Genomic DNA, 15487 nt, shown 5'->3' on the forward strand with positions numbered 1-15487 from the left:
AGGCATGCGCACCCGGTTCGGTGTTGGATTTCACCTGATAACCCAGCGCCAGGGCCAGGACATCGCTGATCTTCACCTGCAACGCCAAATCATTCTGGATCAGGGTATTGCTGGCGCCGGATTCCACAGACAGCTTGTTAAGCAACACGGTGTTGGCGGTCAGCACCTGCCGCAAATCGACCAGGCCGGTCACTATTGCATCTCCCTCGGCATCCGGCTCACCACGATTCCTGAAACGCTTGTAACCAGCACCGAGCTGCAGCGACAGCTTGGTAGCCTCGTCATCGATGAGGTGATACCCCAAACCGGTGGTCAGTGCCGACTGGTAACGAAAGCTGCCGATATCGTCATTTTCATGACGTACCGCGCCGAACCAGAAAGCACGCATGTTGAACTTGTAGTCCGACTGTTCATGCACTTCCCAACGCTTGGCGGTGGTTTCTTCATCAGGATTCGGCTCATCGGCACTGGCCTCGGCGCGCGCCGAGGTATAGATGGTGGAAGCGCCAAAAGCGTGTTTCCACTGTTCATCTTCACGAGCCAGGTCGAACTTGACCGTCACCGTGGTAGTGGTGGCGCCGGTATTGGCATTTGCCAGGGCCGCACCGGCCTCTCCCTTGCCGGACCATGCAGCCTCAGCCAACATCGGCATGGTCAGCATGGCCAGGGTCATGGCGGTGGTAGATGCTTTCATCAATCAATCTCCTTACGGTCACAGAAAAGGGTCGGCGTACTCAGGTACGCAGCGAAAACGGCGTGAAGTTGGTATCGCGATCATAGTGATCGGAATTTTCGGCCTGCTTGAGCCGCGCCACCAGCCGGTAAGTTACTGGCGTCATCACCACTTCCCAGACCGTCTTGAGCACATATTGCGTGGCGGTCACCGTCAGCAACTGCTCCATGCTCCACACGCCATAGAAGGCAATGAAATAGAACAGCACCGAATCCACCAGTTCACCACACAGGGTGGAGCCGATGGTGCGGGTCCACAGCCAGCGGCCATGAGTCCACAACTTCATCTTGGCCAGCACATAGCTGTTGACCAGTGAGCCGGTCCAGAAAGCAATGATCGAACCGGTCACGATGCGCGGCGTGCTGCCGAAAATGGTCTGCACCGCCTGCTGATCGCCCCACGCCGCCGCGGGTGGCAGCGCCACGATCACAGCCGCCATGATCGCGGCAAACACCAGCGCGGCAAAGCCGCTCCACACCACCCGCCGGTCACGGGCATAGCCATACACTTCGGTGAGCACATCACCAAACAGGTACGAGATGGGGAAAAACAGCACGCCCGCCACGAAGGTGACGTCACCGATGAGCGGCACCGTCACCGTAGACACCTTGGCCGGCCCGATCAGGTTGGCGCACAACAAGACGCAGACATAGGCGCCGAGAATGAGATCGTAGTATCGGAATTGACGCGTGGCGCTGGCTTGGCTCATGGTCCGGGCAGTATGCACAGGCGATCGCACCCTGCTCAAGTCCCGCTCCTGAACAGATCCAGCAGATCTGTTCAGCACCCGCGTCAGTACCCCTTGAGCCCCCGCAGCGCCCGCCGCTGCTGTTTGTCCGGCCGACGGCTGGGTGCCGGAGCAACGAATCGCTCCTGTTCACGACGCTGCTCACGCCGGTTGATGCTGTTCGACGGTTTCCTCGTAACACAAACGCGCTTCGCTGGCCGGGCCGCGCCGCAGCGGAATGCTGCGCACCATGATCTCGAAACGCTGCTCCTCGCGGGTGATCTCCAGACGGTCACCGATGCGCACTTCACGCGAGGCCTTCACCCGCTCACCGTTCACATGTACGTGCCCACCAGCCGCTGCATCAGTGGCCTGCGAGCGGCTCTTGAAGAAACGTGCATGCCACAGCCACTTGTCCAGACGCAGTGTCTGTCCGGCACCGGAGTCATCCTGCTCGCTGCGCTTCATCAACCAGTCACCCGCCTATTCCACCGTGCAGGCACAGTAGTAATACAGCTGTCGGCTGTCAGCCATGCGCTGCAGACGCAGGGTCTCGCGCTGCAGCGGCGTGAACTGCTGCTGCAGACCACGCAGCAACTGCAGATCCGGCACCAGCATGCGGGTGACACGCGCTGTCAGCGCATTGACCTGCTGCGCCAGCAACTGACGCCAGGACAGATCCACATCCAGGTATTCCTGCTGGTAGTCCTCTCCCAGCTGGGCGCGCGCAGCGGCCGCCTGTACGGCGTCCTGCAGCAAGCCCAGCTGATCGACCAGACCCTGCTTCACCGCATCGTCAGCGGCCCATACCCGCCCCTGCGCCACGGCATCGATGGTTTCGTAGGGCTGCTTGCGCGCCTCGGCCACCTTGTTCACAAACTGCGTGTACTCATGGTCAACCGACAGCTGAAACACCTCTCGCGCGGTATTGCTCATGGCGCGGTCGCTGCGCAAGGCGCCGGCGATCGAAGTGGTCCCCAGACCATCGGTGCTGATGCCCAGCTTGCCTAACGTGCCTTCGAAGGTGGGCATGATGCCGAACACACCGATGGAACCCGTGATGGTGGCGGGGTTGGCCCAGATTTCATCGGCATCCATGGCGATGTAATAACCACCGGACGCTGCGGTGCTGCTCATCGAAGCCACCACCGGCTTGCCAGCCGCCTTGAGCGCAGCAATCTCGCGCCGGATCACTTCCGAAGCCATGACGCTGCCACCCGGACTGTCGATACGCAGCACCACCGCCTTCAGGTCATCGTCGTACCGCGCCTGACGCAACAGCTCTGCCAGCGAATCACCGCCCACGGTACCCGCCGTGCGTTCGCCATCGACGATCTCGCCAGCCGCCACCACGATACCCACCTTGTTGCTGCCGCGATTCTCCAGCGGATGTTCGGCATGTTCAGCTGCCAAATAGTCCTGGAAATGAACCCGCCGGTACGAGTGATCGTCGTCGTCCTCACCCACCTGCAGCTTGAGCTGTTCGATCACCTGTTCGCGGGTCTTGAGTTCCGTGACCAGACGCCGCTCCACAGCCAGCTTGGCAAAGTCACCCTCGACCGCCTTGAGCGACGGCAACAGCTGTTCGGCGTAATCAGTCAGGGCGCCCGCGTCCAGACCTCGCGCCTCAGTGACCTTGGCCTGATAGGTGCGCCACAACGAATCCAGCCACTGCTGATTGGCCTCACGCGCCTCCGGCGACATGTCCTGACGCAGGAACGGCTCCACGGCCGACTTGTACTTGCCAGCCTTGAACACATTGACGCTTACGCCCAGCTTGTCGATGGCCTCCTTGAAGTACTGCGTGTAATAGGCAAAGCCATCGATCAGCACCATGCCATGCGGATCGAGATAGATCTGATCGGCTTGTGCAGCCAGATAGTACTGCTGCTGATCGAAGGACTGCCCCATGGCGATCACCTGCTTGCCGCTGGTGCGGAACTCGCGCAGCGCCTCGGCAACTTCCTCCAGCTTGGCGATACCGCCACCGGTAAGGCCATCCAGATCCATGACCAGTACCTTGATGCGCTCATCGTCGCGGGCACGCTCGATAGCCTCGACCACATCACGCACCCGCACCTCGAATTCCTGCTCACCCGAGGCCTCGGCAATGGCGCGGTCCAGCGGCCCACCGCTGTTCTGTTCCACCAGTTGTCCCTGCGGCGCAATCAGCAGGGCCGCCGAGCGTGGCACCAGCGGAATCTGTGGCGACAGTGCCACCAGGATCAGGCCGAAAAACACCAGCAGCAGCAACAGGTGCAGCACCTTGCGGATGCCATCCAGCAGGTACCAGCTGTACTTGAAGAAACCCAGGAAGTAACGCATGCGTCTCCCGCCTTGCTGCAGACAGATATTTACCCGTCTTTTATCACGCCGCCAGATGCGCCGCTTGCGTGACTGCCGCGAGCACACGATTCATCTTGCCGTCTTCGTGCAGACTGCACCGCACGATCATGAAGACAGTTTCTGTACGGCTGCCGCTCTCGCACTTCGTGTGCTCCGCGGCCATTGGCGACCACAGGAAGTCCCTTCAGGGATACATCCCTGTACGGCCGCCGCTTTCGCACTTCCTGTGCTCCGCGGCATTGGTACATCCCTGTACGGCAAAAACAAAGGGCGAGTGGCATGACCACTCGCCCTTGCTGAAGCATCCTGCTGCTGGCAGCAGAACCCCGGAGGGGTATTACTGAATCTTTTCTTCGATGCGGGCGGCCTTGCCGGTCAGCTCGCGCAGGTAGTACAGCTTGGCGCGACGCACATTGCCGCGACGCTTCACGGTGATCTCACCCAGCGACGGGCTGTAGCTCTGGAACACGCGCTCCACACCTTCGCCGTGCGAAATCTTGCGCACGGTGAACGAGGAATTCACGCCGCGGTTGCTCTTGGCAATAACCACGCCTTCGTAAGCCTGCACGCGCTCGCGATCGCCTTCCTTCACCTTCACTTCGACCACCACGGTATCACCGGGGCTGAAGTCCGGGATCTGACGGGTCATCTGTTCCTGTTCCAGCGCCTTGATAATGTTGCTCATAAACTCCGCCCTAAACTCAAAACCAGTAAAAACCAAAATTCATCAACTCAGTCACGACTCGGCGGCAGATCCGTTACGACCTGCTCGGCACGAAATTCCACCAGCAATGCCCGCTCTTCTGCGGTCAGTGCCTTGGCGGCCAGCAAATCCGGCCGCCTGATCCAGGTCCGACCCAGCGCCTGTTTCAGACGCCAGCGCCGGATCGCCTCATGGTTCCCGCCGATCAGCACCTCGGGAACCGGCATATCCTCAAACACATCCGGCCTCGTGTAGTGCGGCCAGTCCAGCAGACCCGTCATGAACGAATCCTGCTGCGCCGACGCCTCATCACCCAGCACCCCAGGCAAGGTGCGAACGATGGCATCGATCAGCACCAGCGCCGGCAATTCACCGCCGGAGAGCACATAGTCGCCGATGGAAATGGTCTCATCGACTTCAGTGCTCAGCAGACGCTCATCCACACCTTCGTAACGCCCCGCCAGCAGCAGCAGCCCCGGCAGCGCAGCCAGCTCGGCCACCTTAGCCTGCGTCAGAGGCGCACCATCCGCCCCCAGGTACACGCAACGCGAACCGGCCGGTAACGCAGCCCTGGCAGCCCGCAGCGCCGAACGTGTCGGTTCCACCTTGAGCACCATGCCCGGACCGCCCCCGTAAGGCCGGTCATCCACCGTCTTGCGCACGTCGTCGGCAAAATCACGTGGATTCACCGCCCGAATCGCTACCTGCTCCCGTGCCACGGCCCGGCCCAGCACGCCCACCTGCACGGCAGTCGTCACGAACTCCGGAAACAGTGTGATGACACCAAACTGCATCGACTCCGTTTCCTTCACAAACCTCATCCGGACCTGCCACCGCCAACGGCGACCTGGCCCATCAAACCCAATCCAGTGTCCAGTCCAGAACCATCCTACCCTGAGCAAAATCGACGCTCAGGATGCGCCCCTTGACCAGCGGCACCAGGTGTTCCACCCGGGCCTGCTGCTCATCCTTCGCATGGAGCACCATGAAGGGATGGGCAGGACTGTCCAGGAAATGATCCAGCTGGCCGAGGCAATTCCCCTGCGGGGTATAGGCCGTCAGGCCCAGCAGATCATCCCAGTAGTACTCACCAGCCGGTGGCGACGGCATTTCATGCCGGAACACCGCCACCTCGGTGTTGCGGAGCAACTCGGCAGCATCGCGATCAGCAATACCTTCGAACTGCACCTGTAAACCCTGACCGGACCAGCGGCTGTTCTGCACCCGCAGCACACGCCAGCCCTGTGGCGTCTGCAGCTGCCAGCTCCGGTAACGCAAAATACCTTCAGCAGGATCAGTAAAGGTTTCCACCTTCACCCAGCCCGCCAGCCCGACTGCTGACCTGATTCTTCCCAGTGTCACCCGGCGTTGATTCACCGGCACATTGGCAGAAGCAGTCGGCTCAGACATGGGGGTTGACGCTGTTGCAGCTAAAGGCGCACTTCACGCCGGCATCACTGCATCAACGCCCTTGAGGACTCAGGCAGCAACAGCCTGCTTGCGGTAGTCGGCCACCAGCGCCTGCACGCGGTCAGACAGCTTGGCACCGTTCTGCTGCCAGTAGTCAACGCGCGCCAGATCCAGGTTGAGCTTGACGCTCTTACCCTTGGCAACCGGGTCGAAAAAGCCGATCTGTTCCAGGATCGAGCCACCCTGACGCTTGCGGCTGTCAGTGACCACGATGTGATAGAAGGGCAGCTTTTTGGCGCCGCGGCGGGTCAGGCGGATCGTAACCATGAGTTCTAGTGCCTCAAAAATCGCTCAAAAAATACAGATTTCGCAAACCATAAAAACCCGAGGCAAAGCAGCACGCCTGCCCCGGGCCGAATAAGGGGCGCGAAGTGTACTGAAAAAATTCGCAAAGTGAAATGCTTACGCCAGTTTCGCCCGCCAGCGCATCCACCAGTCCATGCGCCAGTCCATCCATCACTGTCCCCCTGTCCGGCCGGGCACACTGGCTGTCATGACCATACGGCTTCCTCAGCGGTTCCCTCATTTGCCATCAGCAAGCTTGACCGCGGCCCTCAGACCGTTTTAATGTACTAGTACATTAGTACAAACTTTATAGCACACGCTTGTTGAGACCCTAATTCAGCAGACCGGCCAGCCCTACAGCCAGCACCGGTCGCACAGCCTACCCGCCGCATGAAAGATCACCGCAACTTAAGTCCACGGCAGCAGGCGCTCGCCGAACGGGCCCTGTTCGATGCGCTTCTGACCCTGCAGTCCGCAGAGGAATGCCGGGCCTTCCTGCGCGACCTGTGCACACCGGCGGAGCTGCAGGCACTGGCGGACCGATGGGCAGTGGTCGGCCTGCTCAAAGCCGGCCTGCCCTATCGTGAGATCCACAAACAGACCGGCGTCAGCCTGACCACCATCGGCCGGGTGGCGCGCTGCCTGCTGGACGGCGATGGCGGCTACCAGCTGGCCAGCGAACGGCTGCACGAGAAGCAGCACCGGCCCGAACACGCCTGATTCGCGCCGGCCGCTCCCCGCCCCCATATATCCACTGATATTCAACCGTTGACCTTTTACAGCAGCCCACCATGGACAAACACACTCGCCTCAAAGTCGCCATCCAGAAATCCGGTCGCCTGACCGAGCATTCACTGGAGCTGCTGACCCGTTGCGGGCTGAAATTCAATCGTGGCAAGGACCAGCTGATCTGCCACGGCGAGAACATGCCGCTGGACATCCTGCTGGTGCGCGACGACGACATTCCCGATCTGGTGCAGCAGGATGTGGCGGATCTGGGCATCGTTGGCATCAACGTCATCGAGGAAAAGCGCCTGGCCTTCGAAGCTCGTGGCATCCAGCCGCTGTTTGAAGTGCTGATGCGCCTGGACCAGGGCCGCTGCCGCCTGTCGATTGCCGTGCCGGACGACTTCCGCTATGACAACCCGCAATCGCTGCAGGGCAAGCGCATCGCCACCACCTATCCGAACATCCTCGGTCGCTTCCTGAAACAGCACAATGTGCAGGCGGAGATCGTCACCCTGTCCGGCGCGGTGGAAATCGCGCCCCGCCTGGGTCGCGCCGATGTCATCTGCGACCTGGTGTCCTCGGGCGCCACCCTGACCGCCAATCATCTGAAGGAAGTGGCGGTCATCCTGGAGAGCCAAGCCGCCATCATCCGCACCCCGGTGGCGGTCAGCCCGGAAAAACAGGACTGGATCCACCGCCTGATGCTGCGCATGGACGGCATCCAGCAGGTCAAGGAAAGCAAGTACATCCTGCTGCATGCGCCGCGTGCACGCCTGGAAGAAATCAAGCGGCTGCTGCCGGGCAGCGAGTCGCCCACCATCATTCCGCTGGAAGGCCATCCGGACAAGGTGGTGGTACATGCGGTGTGCCGCGAAAACGTCTTCTGGGAAACCCTGGAAGGCCTGAAGGCCGCCGGCGCCAGCTCCATGCTGGTCCTGCCGGTGGAGAAAATGCTGAACTGAGCAGTCTGACGCATCAACATGAGCAACCGAATCAAGGCGCGGGTAATTGACTGGACGGCACTGGATGCCGCCCAGCGCGCAGCCGTACTGAACCGCCCGGCGCAGGACAACGCCGCCGAGCTGCTGCAGACCACCCAGGGCATCATCAATGAAGTACGCCGCGGTGGCGATGCCGCGCTGCGCGCCATGACCGAAAAATTCGATGGCGCCGTCCTGCACAACCTGCAGGTCAGTGAAGCCGAGTTTGCTGCCGCGGAACAGGCACTGACTGCCACGCAGCTGACCGCACTCAAGCGCGCCATCGGCAACGTGCAACGTTTTCATGAAGCGCAGCTGAGCGAACCGCTGCGTGTGGAAACCTCGCCGGGCGTGGTTTGTGAGCGCCACTATCGCGCCATCGATGCCGTGGGCCTGTATGCGCCGGCGGGTACGGCGCCCCTGCCCTCCACCGTCATCATGCTGGCGGTACCGGCCAGCATTGCCAATTGCCCGACCCGTGTGCTGTGCACTCCGCCACGCCGTGATGGCTCGGCCGATCCCGCGGTACTGGTGACCGCCAGACTGTGCGGCATAGACAAGGTCTTCAAGATCGGCGGTGCACAGGCTGTGGCCGCCATGGCCTACGGCACCGAATCCGTGCCCAAGACCGACAAGATTTATGGCCCCGGCAATCGTTGGGTCACTGCCGCCAAGATGCTGGTGGCCAATGACGCACAGGGTGCAGCCCTGGACCTGCCGGCGGGTCCTTCCGAAGTGCTGGTGCTGGCCGATGACCGTGCCAATGCCGCCTTCGTGGCCGCCGACCTGCTGGCGCAGGCCGAACACAGTGCAGACGCACAGGCCATCCTGGTCACCACCTCCGCCGCGCTGATTGAACGGGTGCAGGCAGAGCTGGACCGTCAGACCTCACAATTGTCACGCGAGAACACGCTGCTCAAGGCACTGGAACATGCACGGCTGATTCTGGTGAAGGACCTGCACACTGCTTTTGAAGTCAGCAATCTGTACGCGCCCGAACATCTGATCGTGCAGGTGGACAACGCACGCCAGTGGCTGCCACAGATCCGCAATGCCGGTTCAGTGTTTCTCGGCCCGTGGACGCCGGAGACCATGGGCGACTACTGCAGCGGCACCAATCATGTGCTGCCCACCTATGGTTTCGCGCGCGCCTACAGTGGCCTGTCGCTGGTGGATTTCATGAAACGCATGACGGTGCAGGAACTGAGCAGCGCAGGTCTTGAGGATCTCGGCCCCACCGCCGTGACCATCGCCGAGCTGGAAGGCCTGGACGCCCACGCCAATGCGGTGAAGCTGCGCATGGCCACCCTGAAACAAGGTGCGGCATGAACCCCAACCTGAATCTGGCGCGACCGGAAATCCTGACACTGCAGCCCTATGTGTATGCAGCGTGGGATCACCGCTATGAGCGCATGCACGCCAATGAGAATCCCTGGCGTGCGGCAGGCGACGACTCGACGCTGGGCCTGAACGTCTATCCCGAATCCCCCGCGGAAGCACTGCACGCCCGCCTGGCCGAACTGTATGGCGTGAACATCCGTCAGGTGCTGGCCGGTCGTGGCAGCGATGAAGGTATCGACCTGCTGATCCGCAGCTTCTGCCGTGCCGGACAGGACAGCATCATCACCTGCCCGCCCACCTTCGGTTTCTATCGCGTGGCAGCCGAAGTACAGGGTGCCGGCGTGATCGAAGTACCGCTGATCCGCAGCAACGAGGGATTTGCCCTCGACGCGGACAAGGTGCTGGCCGCCTGTCACAACAATACCAATGTCAAGCTGGTGTTCCTGTGCTCACCGGGCAATCCGCCGGGCAATGCGCTGGATCGCGCACAGATGTTGTCGCTGTGCACACAGCTCAATGGTCGCGCGCTGGTGGTGGTGGACGAGGCCTATGTCGAATTCACCGGCCGCCCAAGTTTCACCCAGGTGCTGGCCGATCATCCGAATCTGGTGATTCTGCGCACGCTGTCCAAGGCCTATGCGCTGGCTGGCTCCCGCTGCGGCACCACCATTGCCGATGCCGAGATCATCAGCGTGCTGGCACGGGTGATTCCGCCCTACGCCATTCCCACCTCCACGGTGGAGTCGGTGCTGGCCGCCACCGCGCCCGAACAGCGGACGCGCATCGCGCAACAGATCGAACTGCTGATCAGCGAACGCAGCCGCCTGAGTCAGGAATTGCAGCACTGCAGCCTGATCCGGCATGTGTTTCCCAGCGACGCCAACTTCATCCTGGTGGAATGCGTGGACGCCGACGTGGTGTTCAATGCCGCAAAATCGGTGGGCCTGGTGGTTCGCGATCAGCGCAAACAGCCGCAATGTGGCCAATGCCTGCGCATTACCGTCGGTACGCCGGAACAGAATGCACGGCTGCTGCAAGGCATCCGCAATGCCGGGAAACTGTCCGCATGAAAAAAGTACTGTTCATTGATCGTGATGGCACGCTGGTGGCAGAACCGGCCGACCAGCAGGTGGACCGCATCGACAAGGTGCGACTGCTGCCCGGCGTCATTCCGGCGCTGCTCAAGCTGCAAGCGGCCGGCTATGAGCTGGTGGTGGTCAGCAATCAGGATGGTCTCGGCACCCACAGTTTTCCCGAGCAGGATTTTCTGGTCACGCAGGACTTCATCCGCGAGCTGTTCAACTCACAGGGCGTATTTTTTGGCGCGGAGTTTTTCTGCCCGCACTTCGCCAAGGACCAGTGCGAGTGCCGCAAGCCCAAGACCGGCCTGCTGACTGACTACCTGCGCCACGACATCGATCTGGCCAACAGCTATGTGATTGGCGACCGTGCCACCGATCTGGAACTGGCACAGAACATCGGCGTGCAGGGCTTGCGTATCGCCACACCGAACAGCCCCGGGCTCACCTGGAACGAGATTGCCGAGCAGCTGACTAGACGCGAACGCAAGGCGGAGATCAGCCGCAAGACCAAGGAAACCGATATCAAGGTGCTGGTCAATCTCGATCGTGAAACACCGGTGCATATCGAAACCGGTCTGGGCTTTTTCGATCACATGCTGGAGCAGATTGCCCGGCACGGTGGTTTCTCCCTGCAGCTGAGCTGCCAGGGCGACCTGCATGTGGACGAACACCACACCATCGAAGACTGCGCGCTGGCCCTGGGCCAGGCGCTGCGTCAGGCGCTGGGCGACAAGAAAGGCATCGGCCGTTATGGCTTCCTGCTGGCGATGGACGAATCGCTGGCGCAGGTGGCCATCGACCTGTCGGGCCGCGCCTACTTCGTCTGGGAAGGCCAGTTCGGCCGCGACCAGGTCGGCCAGCTGCCCACCGAACTTGTGCCGCATTTTTTCCGTTCGCTGTCCGACACGCTCGGCGCGGCGATCAACATCAAGGTTACCGGCGAGAATACTCACCACATGATTGAAGCCTGTTTCAAGGGCGTCGGGCGCACGCTGCGCCAGGCATTCCGCATCGAAGGCACGGAACTGCCCTCCAGCAAGGGTGTTCTGTAAATGCGTCCCATGCGTCTGGCCATCATCGACAGTGGTGGCGCCAATATTGCGTCGCTGCGCTACGCCATCGAACGACTGGGCGTGCCCTCCGACCTCACCACCGACAAGCTGGTGATCCGCAATGCCACCCATGTCATCCTGCCGGGCGTGGGCGCGGCCGCCGATTGCATGGGCCGCCTGGAGCGCGCCGATCTGGTTGACACCATCATCAACCTGCAACAACCCTTCCTGGGCATCTGCGTCGGCATGCAGCTGCTGTTTGATTCCTCGGAAGAAGGCGATGTCGATTGCCTGGGGCTGCTGTCTGGCCGGGTACGCCGTTTTCCGGATCGCGACGGGCTGCCAGTGCCACACATGGGCTGGAACAACCTGGAGATCATGCATCCTTCGCCACTGCTGAAGGACTTCAGCGAAGACGATTACCTGTACTACGTGCACAGCTACTGCGCACCGGTGGGTGACGACACGCTGGCCGCTACAAACTATGGCGAACAGTTCTCCGCAGTGGTGCAGCACGAGAACGTGTTCGGCGTGCAGTGCCACCCGGAACGTTCGGCCAGGTCCGGCGCGCTGCTGCTCAAGAACTTCCTGTCCATCGACTAGCCGAGTCTCCATCCATCATGCAATTGATTCCCGCCATTGATCTCAAGGACGGTCGCTGTGTGCGCCTGTTCCAGGGCGATTTCGCTGCGGAAACGCAGTACAGCACCAACCCGGTTGAAATTCTCGATCGCTACGTGGCGCTGGGCGCCGAACGTGTGCATGTGGTGGATCTGGACGGCGCCAAGGATGGATCGCAGGCCAACCACGGCCTGATCGCCAGCTTTGCCGGCAAACAGGTGGCGCAGCTGCAGGTGGGGGGCGGCCTGCGCACGCTGGAACGCGTACAGGCGCTGCTGTCGCTGGGCGTGCAGCGCGCAGTGATCGGCAGTGTCGCGGTCTCGAGCCCCGATGAAGTCATGCGCTGGGGCCAGGTGCTGGGTGCCGACAAACTGGTGCTGGCTTTCGATGTACGCATCGATGCCGGCAACACGCCGTTCCTAACCACCCATGGCTGGGTGAACACTTCCGATGTCAGCCTGTGGTCGTTGCTGGAACGTTATGTGGCAGCCGGTTTCCAGCATGTGCTGTGTACCGACATCGCCCGTGATGGCGCACTGACCGGCCCCAACGTGGCCCTGTATGCCGATGCCGTCCGACGCTTCCCCGGCGTGTCATGGCAGGCCTCGGGTGGTGTGTCATCGGCGCGCGATCTGCATGAACTGCGCGACTGCGGCGTGGCCGCGGTCATCAGTGGCAAAGCGCTGCTGGAAAACAAGATTTCTCTGAGGAGTTACGGCCATTCTTGCGAAACGCATAATCCCCTGCCTCGACGTTCGCGACGGTCAGGTTGTTAAAGGCGTGCGCTTCCGCGACCACGTGGTCGTGGGCGATATCATCGATCTGGCCACGCGTTATCGCGACGAAGGTGCCGACGAGCTGGTGTTCTACGACATCACCGCCAGTCCGCATGGCCGCACCGTTGACCGCAGCTGGATCACGCGCATTGCCCGCATTCTGGACATCCCTTTCTGCGTCGCCGGTGGCATCCGCTCGGTGGCCGAGGCCGAACAGGTGCTGGGTGAAGGCGCGGAAAAAATTTCCATCAATTCCCCCGCGTTGAGCGATCCGGATCTGATCAGCCGTCTGAGTGCACGCTTCGGCGCGCAGTGCGTGGTGGTGGGCATCGACAGCCAGACCATCGATGGCGACTTCCGGGTGTATCAGTTCACCGGTGATCCCACCCGTACCCGCGACAGCGCACGCCGCACCACCGACTGGGTTCGCGAAGTGCAGGACCGCGGTGCCGGCGAGATCGTACTGAACTGCATGGCCAGCGATGGCGTGCGCACCGGTTACGACCTGGCCCAGCTGCAGGTGATTCGTGACATCTGCAAGGTGCCGCTGATTGCCTCCGGCGGCGCCGGTGCACCCGAGCACTTCCGCGATGTATTCAACATCGCCCGGGTGGATGGCGCACTGGCGGCCAGCGTGTTCCACAGCGGCAACATCGCCATTCCCGACCTGAAGCGTTATCTGCGCGCCGAACACATCGAGATCCGTCCCTGAGTCACGCCACCATCACCGCCATGAACAACAACGCACTCAATCTGCTGGACTGGAACAAGGGCGAAGCCGGCCTGCTGCCTGCCGTGGTACAGGATTACCAGAGCGGCCGGGTCCTGATGCTGGGCTACATGAACCAGGCGGCACTGGACCAGACTCTCAGCAGCCGGCAGGTGACATTTTTACAGCCGCAGCAAGCAGCGTCTGTGGACCAAGGGAGAAACCACCGGACATGTTCTGCACCTGGTGGACATCCATGTCGACTGCGATCACGACACATTACTGGTTACCGCCAATCCGGTGGGCCCCACCTGTCACACCGGCACCCTGACCTGCTTCGGTGATGAACCGGTGACAGCCGCCGAACGCATCAGTTTCCTTGCCCGTCTGGAAGCCGTGCTGGCGCAACGCATCACCGACCAACCCGAAGGCAGCTATACCGCGCGCCTGTGGGAACGCGGCCTGACACGCATGGCGCAGAAAGTGGGCGAGGAAGGCGTGGAGATCGCACTGGCTGCAGTCGTGCAGGAAGAAGAACGACTGGTTTCCGAATCAGCCGACATGTTGTATCACCTGGCCCTGCTGCTCAAGGCGCGCAACCTGTCGCTCGCTGATGTAGTGCGCGAGCTGGAGCAACGGCACGCTGCCAAGTCCTGAGTTTCAGTTCTCCAGTGGTCGGATGCAGAATCCGACCACTGCCCGCACCCAGTGAAGACAGCGCACTTCAGCCAACAACAGACGGCGCCACGGCACGATACAACGCCCGCACCAGATCCGATCTGGGTGATGATGCCCACCAGGCGGCTGTGCTCACCAATGATCGGCACATGGTGGTGTCCTCCCTCGGAGAACAGCGGCACCAATTCCGCCACATGCCGTTCCTGACTGGCCACCCGCACCTGGGTGGTCATGATCTGCCCCACCACTTCCGGCTTGTCGGTATGCAAAGCAGTGGTAGGTCTGAGCAACGCGCGCAGACGCGCAGCGATTTCCCCATGACCCTCGATATTCGCGTAACGCATGAAATCCGCCAGCGTAACGATGCCCAGCATGCGCATGTGACGATCCACCACTGGCAACGCCTTGATGCGATGCTGACGCATCAGCAGCCAGGCCTCCTGCAGCGTGGTGGCATAGTTCGCCACGATAAGCTGGCGCGACATGATATCGGCGCAACGCAGCTCACCCAGCTGACGCTGATAGGCCTGCAGCTCCGTGGCCTGCAGGATCGATTCCAGATCATCACGACTGACGTCCAGCACCTGGTTGTAGCGCGCCAGCACAGCATCCAGGTCGGCAGCGCTGAAGCGGCTGGCGGTCCGCTGCTGCTGATTGCGGTTGACCACCTGCACATGCGGATAACGCCGACCGGTCAGCGTGTTATAGGCCATACCCGCCAGCACCAGCAGCAGCGAATTGGTCATGGCCGGGAACCAGGCGAATGACCAGTGCGTGGCATGAGTCAGCACCGCCAGCAGCGCCATGGCACCACCGGGCGGATGCAGGCAACGTAACTGGAACATCACCGCAATGGCCACCGCCACGGCCACCGCTGCCGCCATTGCCGGGTCGGGAATCCACTGCGCACAGGCGATGCCCACCAGCGCCGACAGGGTATTGCCACCCACCACCGACCAGGGTTGTGCCAGCGGACTGGCCGGCACAGCGAACACCAGCACCGCGCTGGCACCCAGCGGCGCCACCAGCCAGACCGCGGCTGCGTTGTTTCCACCCAACCAGCGGCTGAGCCACGCGGCAAACGCCACGCCCAGCAGTGCACCGGCCACGGCACGCCAGCGTTCACGGCCATCCACCGGCAACTGTACGGCGCGGAATGCCCGCAGCCAGAGTCTGACTCTGGAGCGCAACGTCTGCGGGGCAACAGCATTATCAGTAGTGATTGAATCCGGCTTGGTCACGACTCTGCACATCG

General features: G+C 61.8%; 17 protein-coding genes and 1 pseudogene. 9 read left to right on the forward strand and 9 right to left on the reverse strand.

Annotated elements, in window-relative coordinates; genetic code table 11:
* The 8 genes from QM707_RS10680 to rpsP form a co-directional block, all read right to left on the reverse strand.
* Positions 1-694 (reverse strand): YdiY family protein (locus QM707_RS10680; RefSeq protein ID WP_415001858.1); only part of this gene is annotated, 694 nt, incomplete at its 3' end.
* A 40-nt stretch (positions 695-734) separates the two neighbouring features.
* Positions 735-1442 (reverse strand): queuosine precursor transporter, encoded by a 708-nt coding sequence (locus QM707_RS10685; RefSeq protein ID WP_415001859.1) that lies wholly within the window; start codon positions 1440-1442, stop codon positions 735-737.
* 180 nt (positions 1443-1622) lie between these two features.
* Positions 1623-1928 carry an RNA-binding S4 domain-containing protein gene (locus QM707_RS10690; RefSeq protein ID WP_415001860.1) on the reverse strand — a complete coding sequence of 102 codons (306 nt, stop codon included), beginning with the start codon at positions 1926-1928 and terminating at the stop codon, positions 1623-1625.
* Positions 1929-1943: 15 nt separating this feature from the next.
* A complete protein-coding gene (gene sppA / locus QM707_RS10695; RefSeq protein WP_415001861.1) occupies positions 1944-3785 on the reverse strand; it encodes a signal peptide peptidase SppA in 1842 nt (613 codons plus the stop codon).
* A 358-nt stretch (positions 3786-4143) separates the two neighbouring features.
* On the reverse strand, positions 4144-4491 hold the full coding sequence (gene rplS, locus QM707_RS10700; RefSeq protein WP_415001862.1) for a 50S ribosomal protein L19: 348 nt from the start codon (positions 4489-4491) through the stop codon (positions 4144-4146).
* 47 nt (positions 4492-4538) lie between these two features.
* On the reverse strand, positions 4539-5303 hold the full coding sequence (gene trmD / locus QM707_RS10705) for a tRNA (guanosine(37)-N1)-methyltransferase TrmD (RefSeq protein WP_415002143.1): 765 nt from the start codon (positions 5301-5303) through the stop codon (positions 4539-4541).
* Between the two features lie 61 nt (positions 5304-5364).
* A complete protein-coding gene (gene rimM, locus QM707_RS10710) occupies positions 5365-5919 on the reverse strand; it encodes a ribosome maturation factor RimM (protein WP_415001863.1) in 555 nt (184 codons plus the stop codon).
* Between the two features lie 69 nt (positions 5920-5988).
* Positions 5989-6246, reverse strand: a complete 258-nt coding sequence (rpsP, locus tag QM707_RS10715; RefSeq protein ID WP_415001864.1) for a 30S ribosomal protein S16 — start codon at positions 6244-6246, stop codon at positions 5989-5991.
* A 408-nt stretch (positions 6247-6654) separates the two neighbouring features.
* Between rpsP and QM707_RS10720 the strand changes: the two genes are divergently transcribed.
* From QM707_RS10720 to hisIE, 9 genes and pseudogenes are all read left to right on the forward strand, one after another.
* A complete protein-coding gene (locus QM707_RS10720) occupies positions 6655-6984 on the forward strand; it encodes a YerC/YecD family TrpR-related protein (protein WP_415001865.1) in 330 nt (109 codons plus the stop codon).
* A gap of 71 nt (positions 6985-7055) precedes the next feature.
* A complete protein-coding gene (gene hisG / locus QM707_RS10725; RefSeq protein ID WP_415001866.1) occupies positions 7056-7955 on the forward strand; it encodes an ATP phosphoribosyltransferase in 900 nt (299 codons plus the stop codon).
* Positions 7956-7973: 18 nt separating this feature from the next.
* Positions 7974-9302: a histidinol dehydrogenase gene (gene hisD / locus QM707_RS10730; protein ID WP_415001867.1), complete on the forward strand. Its 1329-nt coding sequence runs from the start codon at positions 7974-7976 to the stop codon at positions 9300-9302.
* Complete coding sequence (hisC, locus tag QM707_RS10735) at positions 9299-10384, forward strand: histidinol-phosphate transaminase (RefSeq protein WP_415001868.1); 1086 nt, start codon at positions 9299-9301, stop codon at positions 10382-10384. The genes hisD and hisC overlap by 4 nt, the downstream gene beginning before the upstream one ends.
* Positions 10381-11448 carry a bifunctional histidinol-phosphatase/imidazoleglycerol-phosphate dehydratase HisB gene (gene hisB, locus QM707_RS10740; protein ID WP_415001869.1) on the forward strand — a complete coding sequence of 356 codons (1068 nt, stop codon included), beginning with the start codon at positions 10381-10383 and terminating at the stop codon, positions 11446-11448. The genes hisC and hisB overlap by 4 nt, the downstream gene beginning before the upstream one ends.
* Before the next feature lie 9 nt (positions 11449-11457).
* A complete protein-coding gene (gene hisH / locus QM707_RS10745) occupies positions 11458-12051 on the forward strand; it encodes an imidazole glycerol phosphate synthase subunit HisH (RefSeq protein WP_415001870.1) in 594 nt (197 codons plus the stop codon).
* 17 nt (positions 12052-12068) lie between these two features.
* Positions 12069-12845 carry a HisA/HisF-related TIM barrel protein gene (locus QM707_RS10750; RefSeq protein WP_415001871.1) on the forward strand — a complete coding sequence of 259 codons (777 nt, stop codon included), beginning with the start codon at positions 12069-12071 and terminating at the stop codon, positions 12843-12845.
* Positions 12790-13557 carry an imidazole glycerol phosphate synthase subunit HisF gene (gene hisF / locus QM707_RS10755; protein WP_415002144.1) on the forward strand — a complete coding sequence of 256 codons (768 nt, stop codon included), beginning with the start codon at positions 12790-12792 and terminating at the stop codon, positions 13555-13557. Before QM707_RS10750 ends, hisF begins: the two co-directional genes overlap by 56 nt.
* A 20-nt stretch (positions 13558-13577) precedes the next feature.
* Positions 13578-14211: pseudogene (gene hisIE, locus QM707_RS10760) on the forward strand (bifunctional phosphoribosyl-AMP cyclohydrolase/phosphoribosyl-ATP diphosphatase HisIE).
* Here the strand turns inward: hisIE and QM707_RS10765 are convergent.
* Positions 14124-15473: an HPP family protein gene (locus QM707_RS10765; RefSeq protein WP_415001872.1), complete on the reverse strand. Its 1350-nt coding sequence runs from the start codon at positions 15471-15473 to the stop codon at positions 14124-14126. The pseudogene hisIE and the gene QM707_RS10765 overlap by 88 nt on opposite strands.
* Positions 15474-15487: the final 14 nt, after the last annotated feature.

The organism is Arenimonas sp. (assembly GCF_047602345.1).
In the GTDB taxonomy this organism is placed as follows: Bacteria; Pseudomonadota; Gammaproteobacteria; order Xanthomonadales; family Xanthomonadaceae; genus Arenimonas.

Excerpts from the sequence above, each read along its gene's own strand:
- QM707_RS10685 (WP_415001859.1), bottom strand. The coding sequence starts at position 1,442 with ATGAGCCAAGCCAGCGCCACGCGTCAATTCCGATACTACGATCTCATT.
- QM707_RS10690 (WP_415001860.1), bottom strand. The coding sequence starts at position 1,928 with ATGAAGCGCAGCGAGCAGGATGACTCCGGTGCCGGACAGACACTGCGT.
- sppA (WP_415001861.1), bottom strand. The coding sequence starts at position 3,785 with ATGCGTTACTTCCTGGGTTTCTTCAAGTACAGCTGGTACCTGCTGGAT.
- rplS (WP_415001862.1), bottom strand. The coding sequence starts at position 4,491 with ATGAGCAACATTATCAAGGCGCTGGAACAGGAACAGATGACCCGTCAG.
- trmD (WP_415002143.1), bottom strand. The coding sequence starts at position 5,303 with ATGCAGTTTGGTGTCATCACACTGTTTCCGGAGTTCGTGACGACTGCC.
- rimM (WP_415001863.1), bottom strand. The coding sequence starts at position 5,919 with ATGTCTGAGCCGACTGCTTCTGCCAATGTGCCGGTGAATCAACGCCGG.
- rpsP (WP_415001864.1), bottom strand. The coding sequence starts at position 6,246 with ATGGTTACGATCCGCCTGACCCGCCGCGGCGCCAAAAAGCTGCCCTTC.
- QM707_RS10720 (WP_415001865.1), top strand. The coding sequence starts at position 6,655 with ATGAAAGATCACCGCAACTTAAGTCCACGGCAGCAGGCGCTCGCCGAA.
- hisG (WP_415001866.1), top strand. The coding sequence starts at position 7,056 with ATGGACAAACACACTCGCCTCAAAGTCGCCATCCAGAAATCCGGTCGC.
- hisD (WP_415001867.1), top strand. The coding sequence starts at position 7,974 with ATGAGCAACCGAATCAAGGCGCGGGTAATTGACTGGACGGCACTGGAT.
- hisC (WP_415001868.1), top strand. The coding sequence starts at position 9,299 with ATGAACCCCAACCTGAATCTGGCGCGACCGGAAATCCTGACACTGCAG.
- hisB (WP_415001869.1), top strand. The coding sequence starts at position 10,381 with ATGAAAAAAGTACTGTTCATTGATCGTGATGGCACGCTGGTGGCAGAA.
- hisH (WP_415001870.1), top strand. The coding sequence starts at position 11,458 with ATGCGTCTGGCCATCATCGACAGTGGTGGCGCCAATATTGCGTCGCTG.
- QM707_RS10750 (WP_415001871.1), top strand. The coding sequence starts at position 12,069 with ATGCAATTGATTCCCGCCATTGATCTCAAGGACGGTCGCTGTGTGCGC.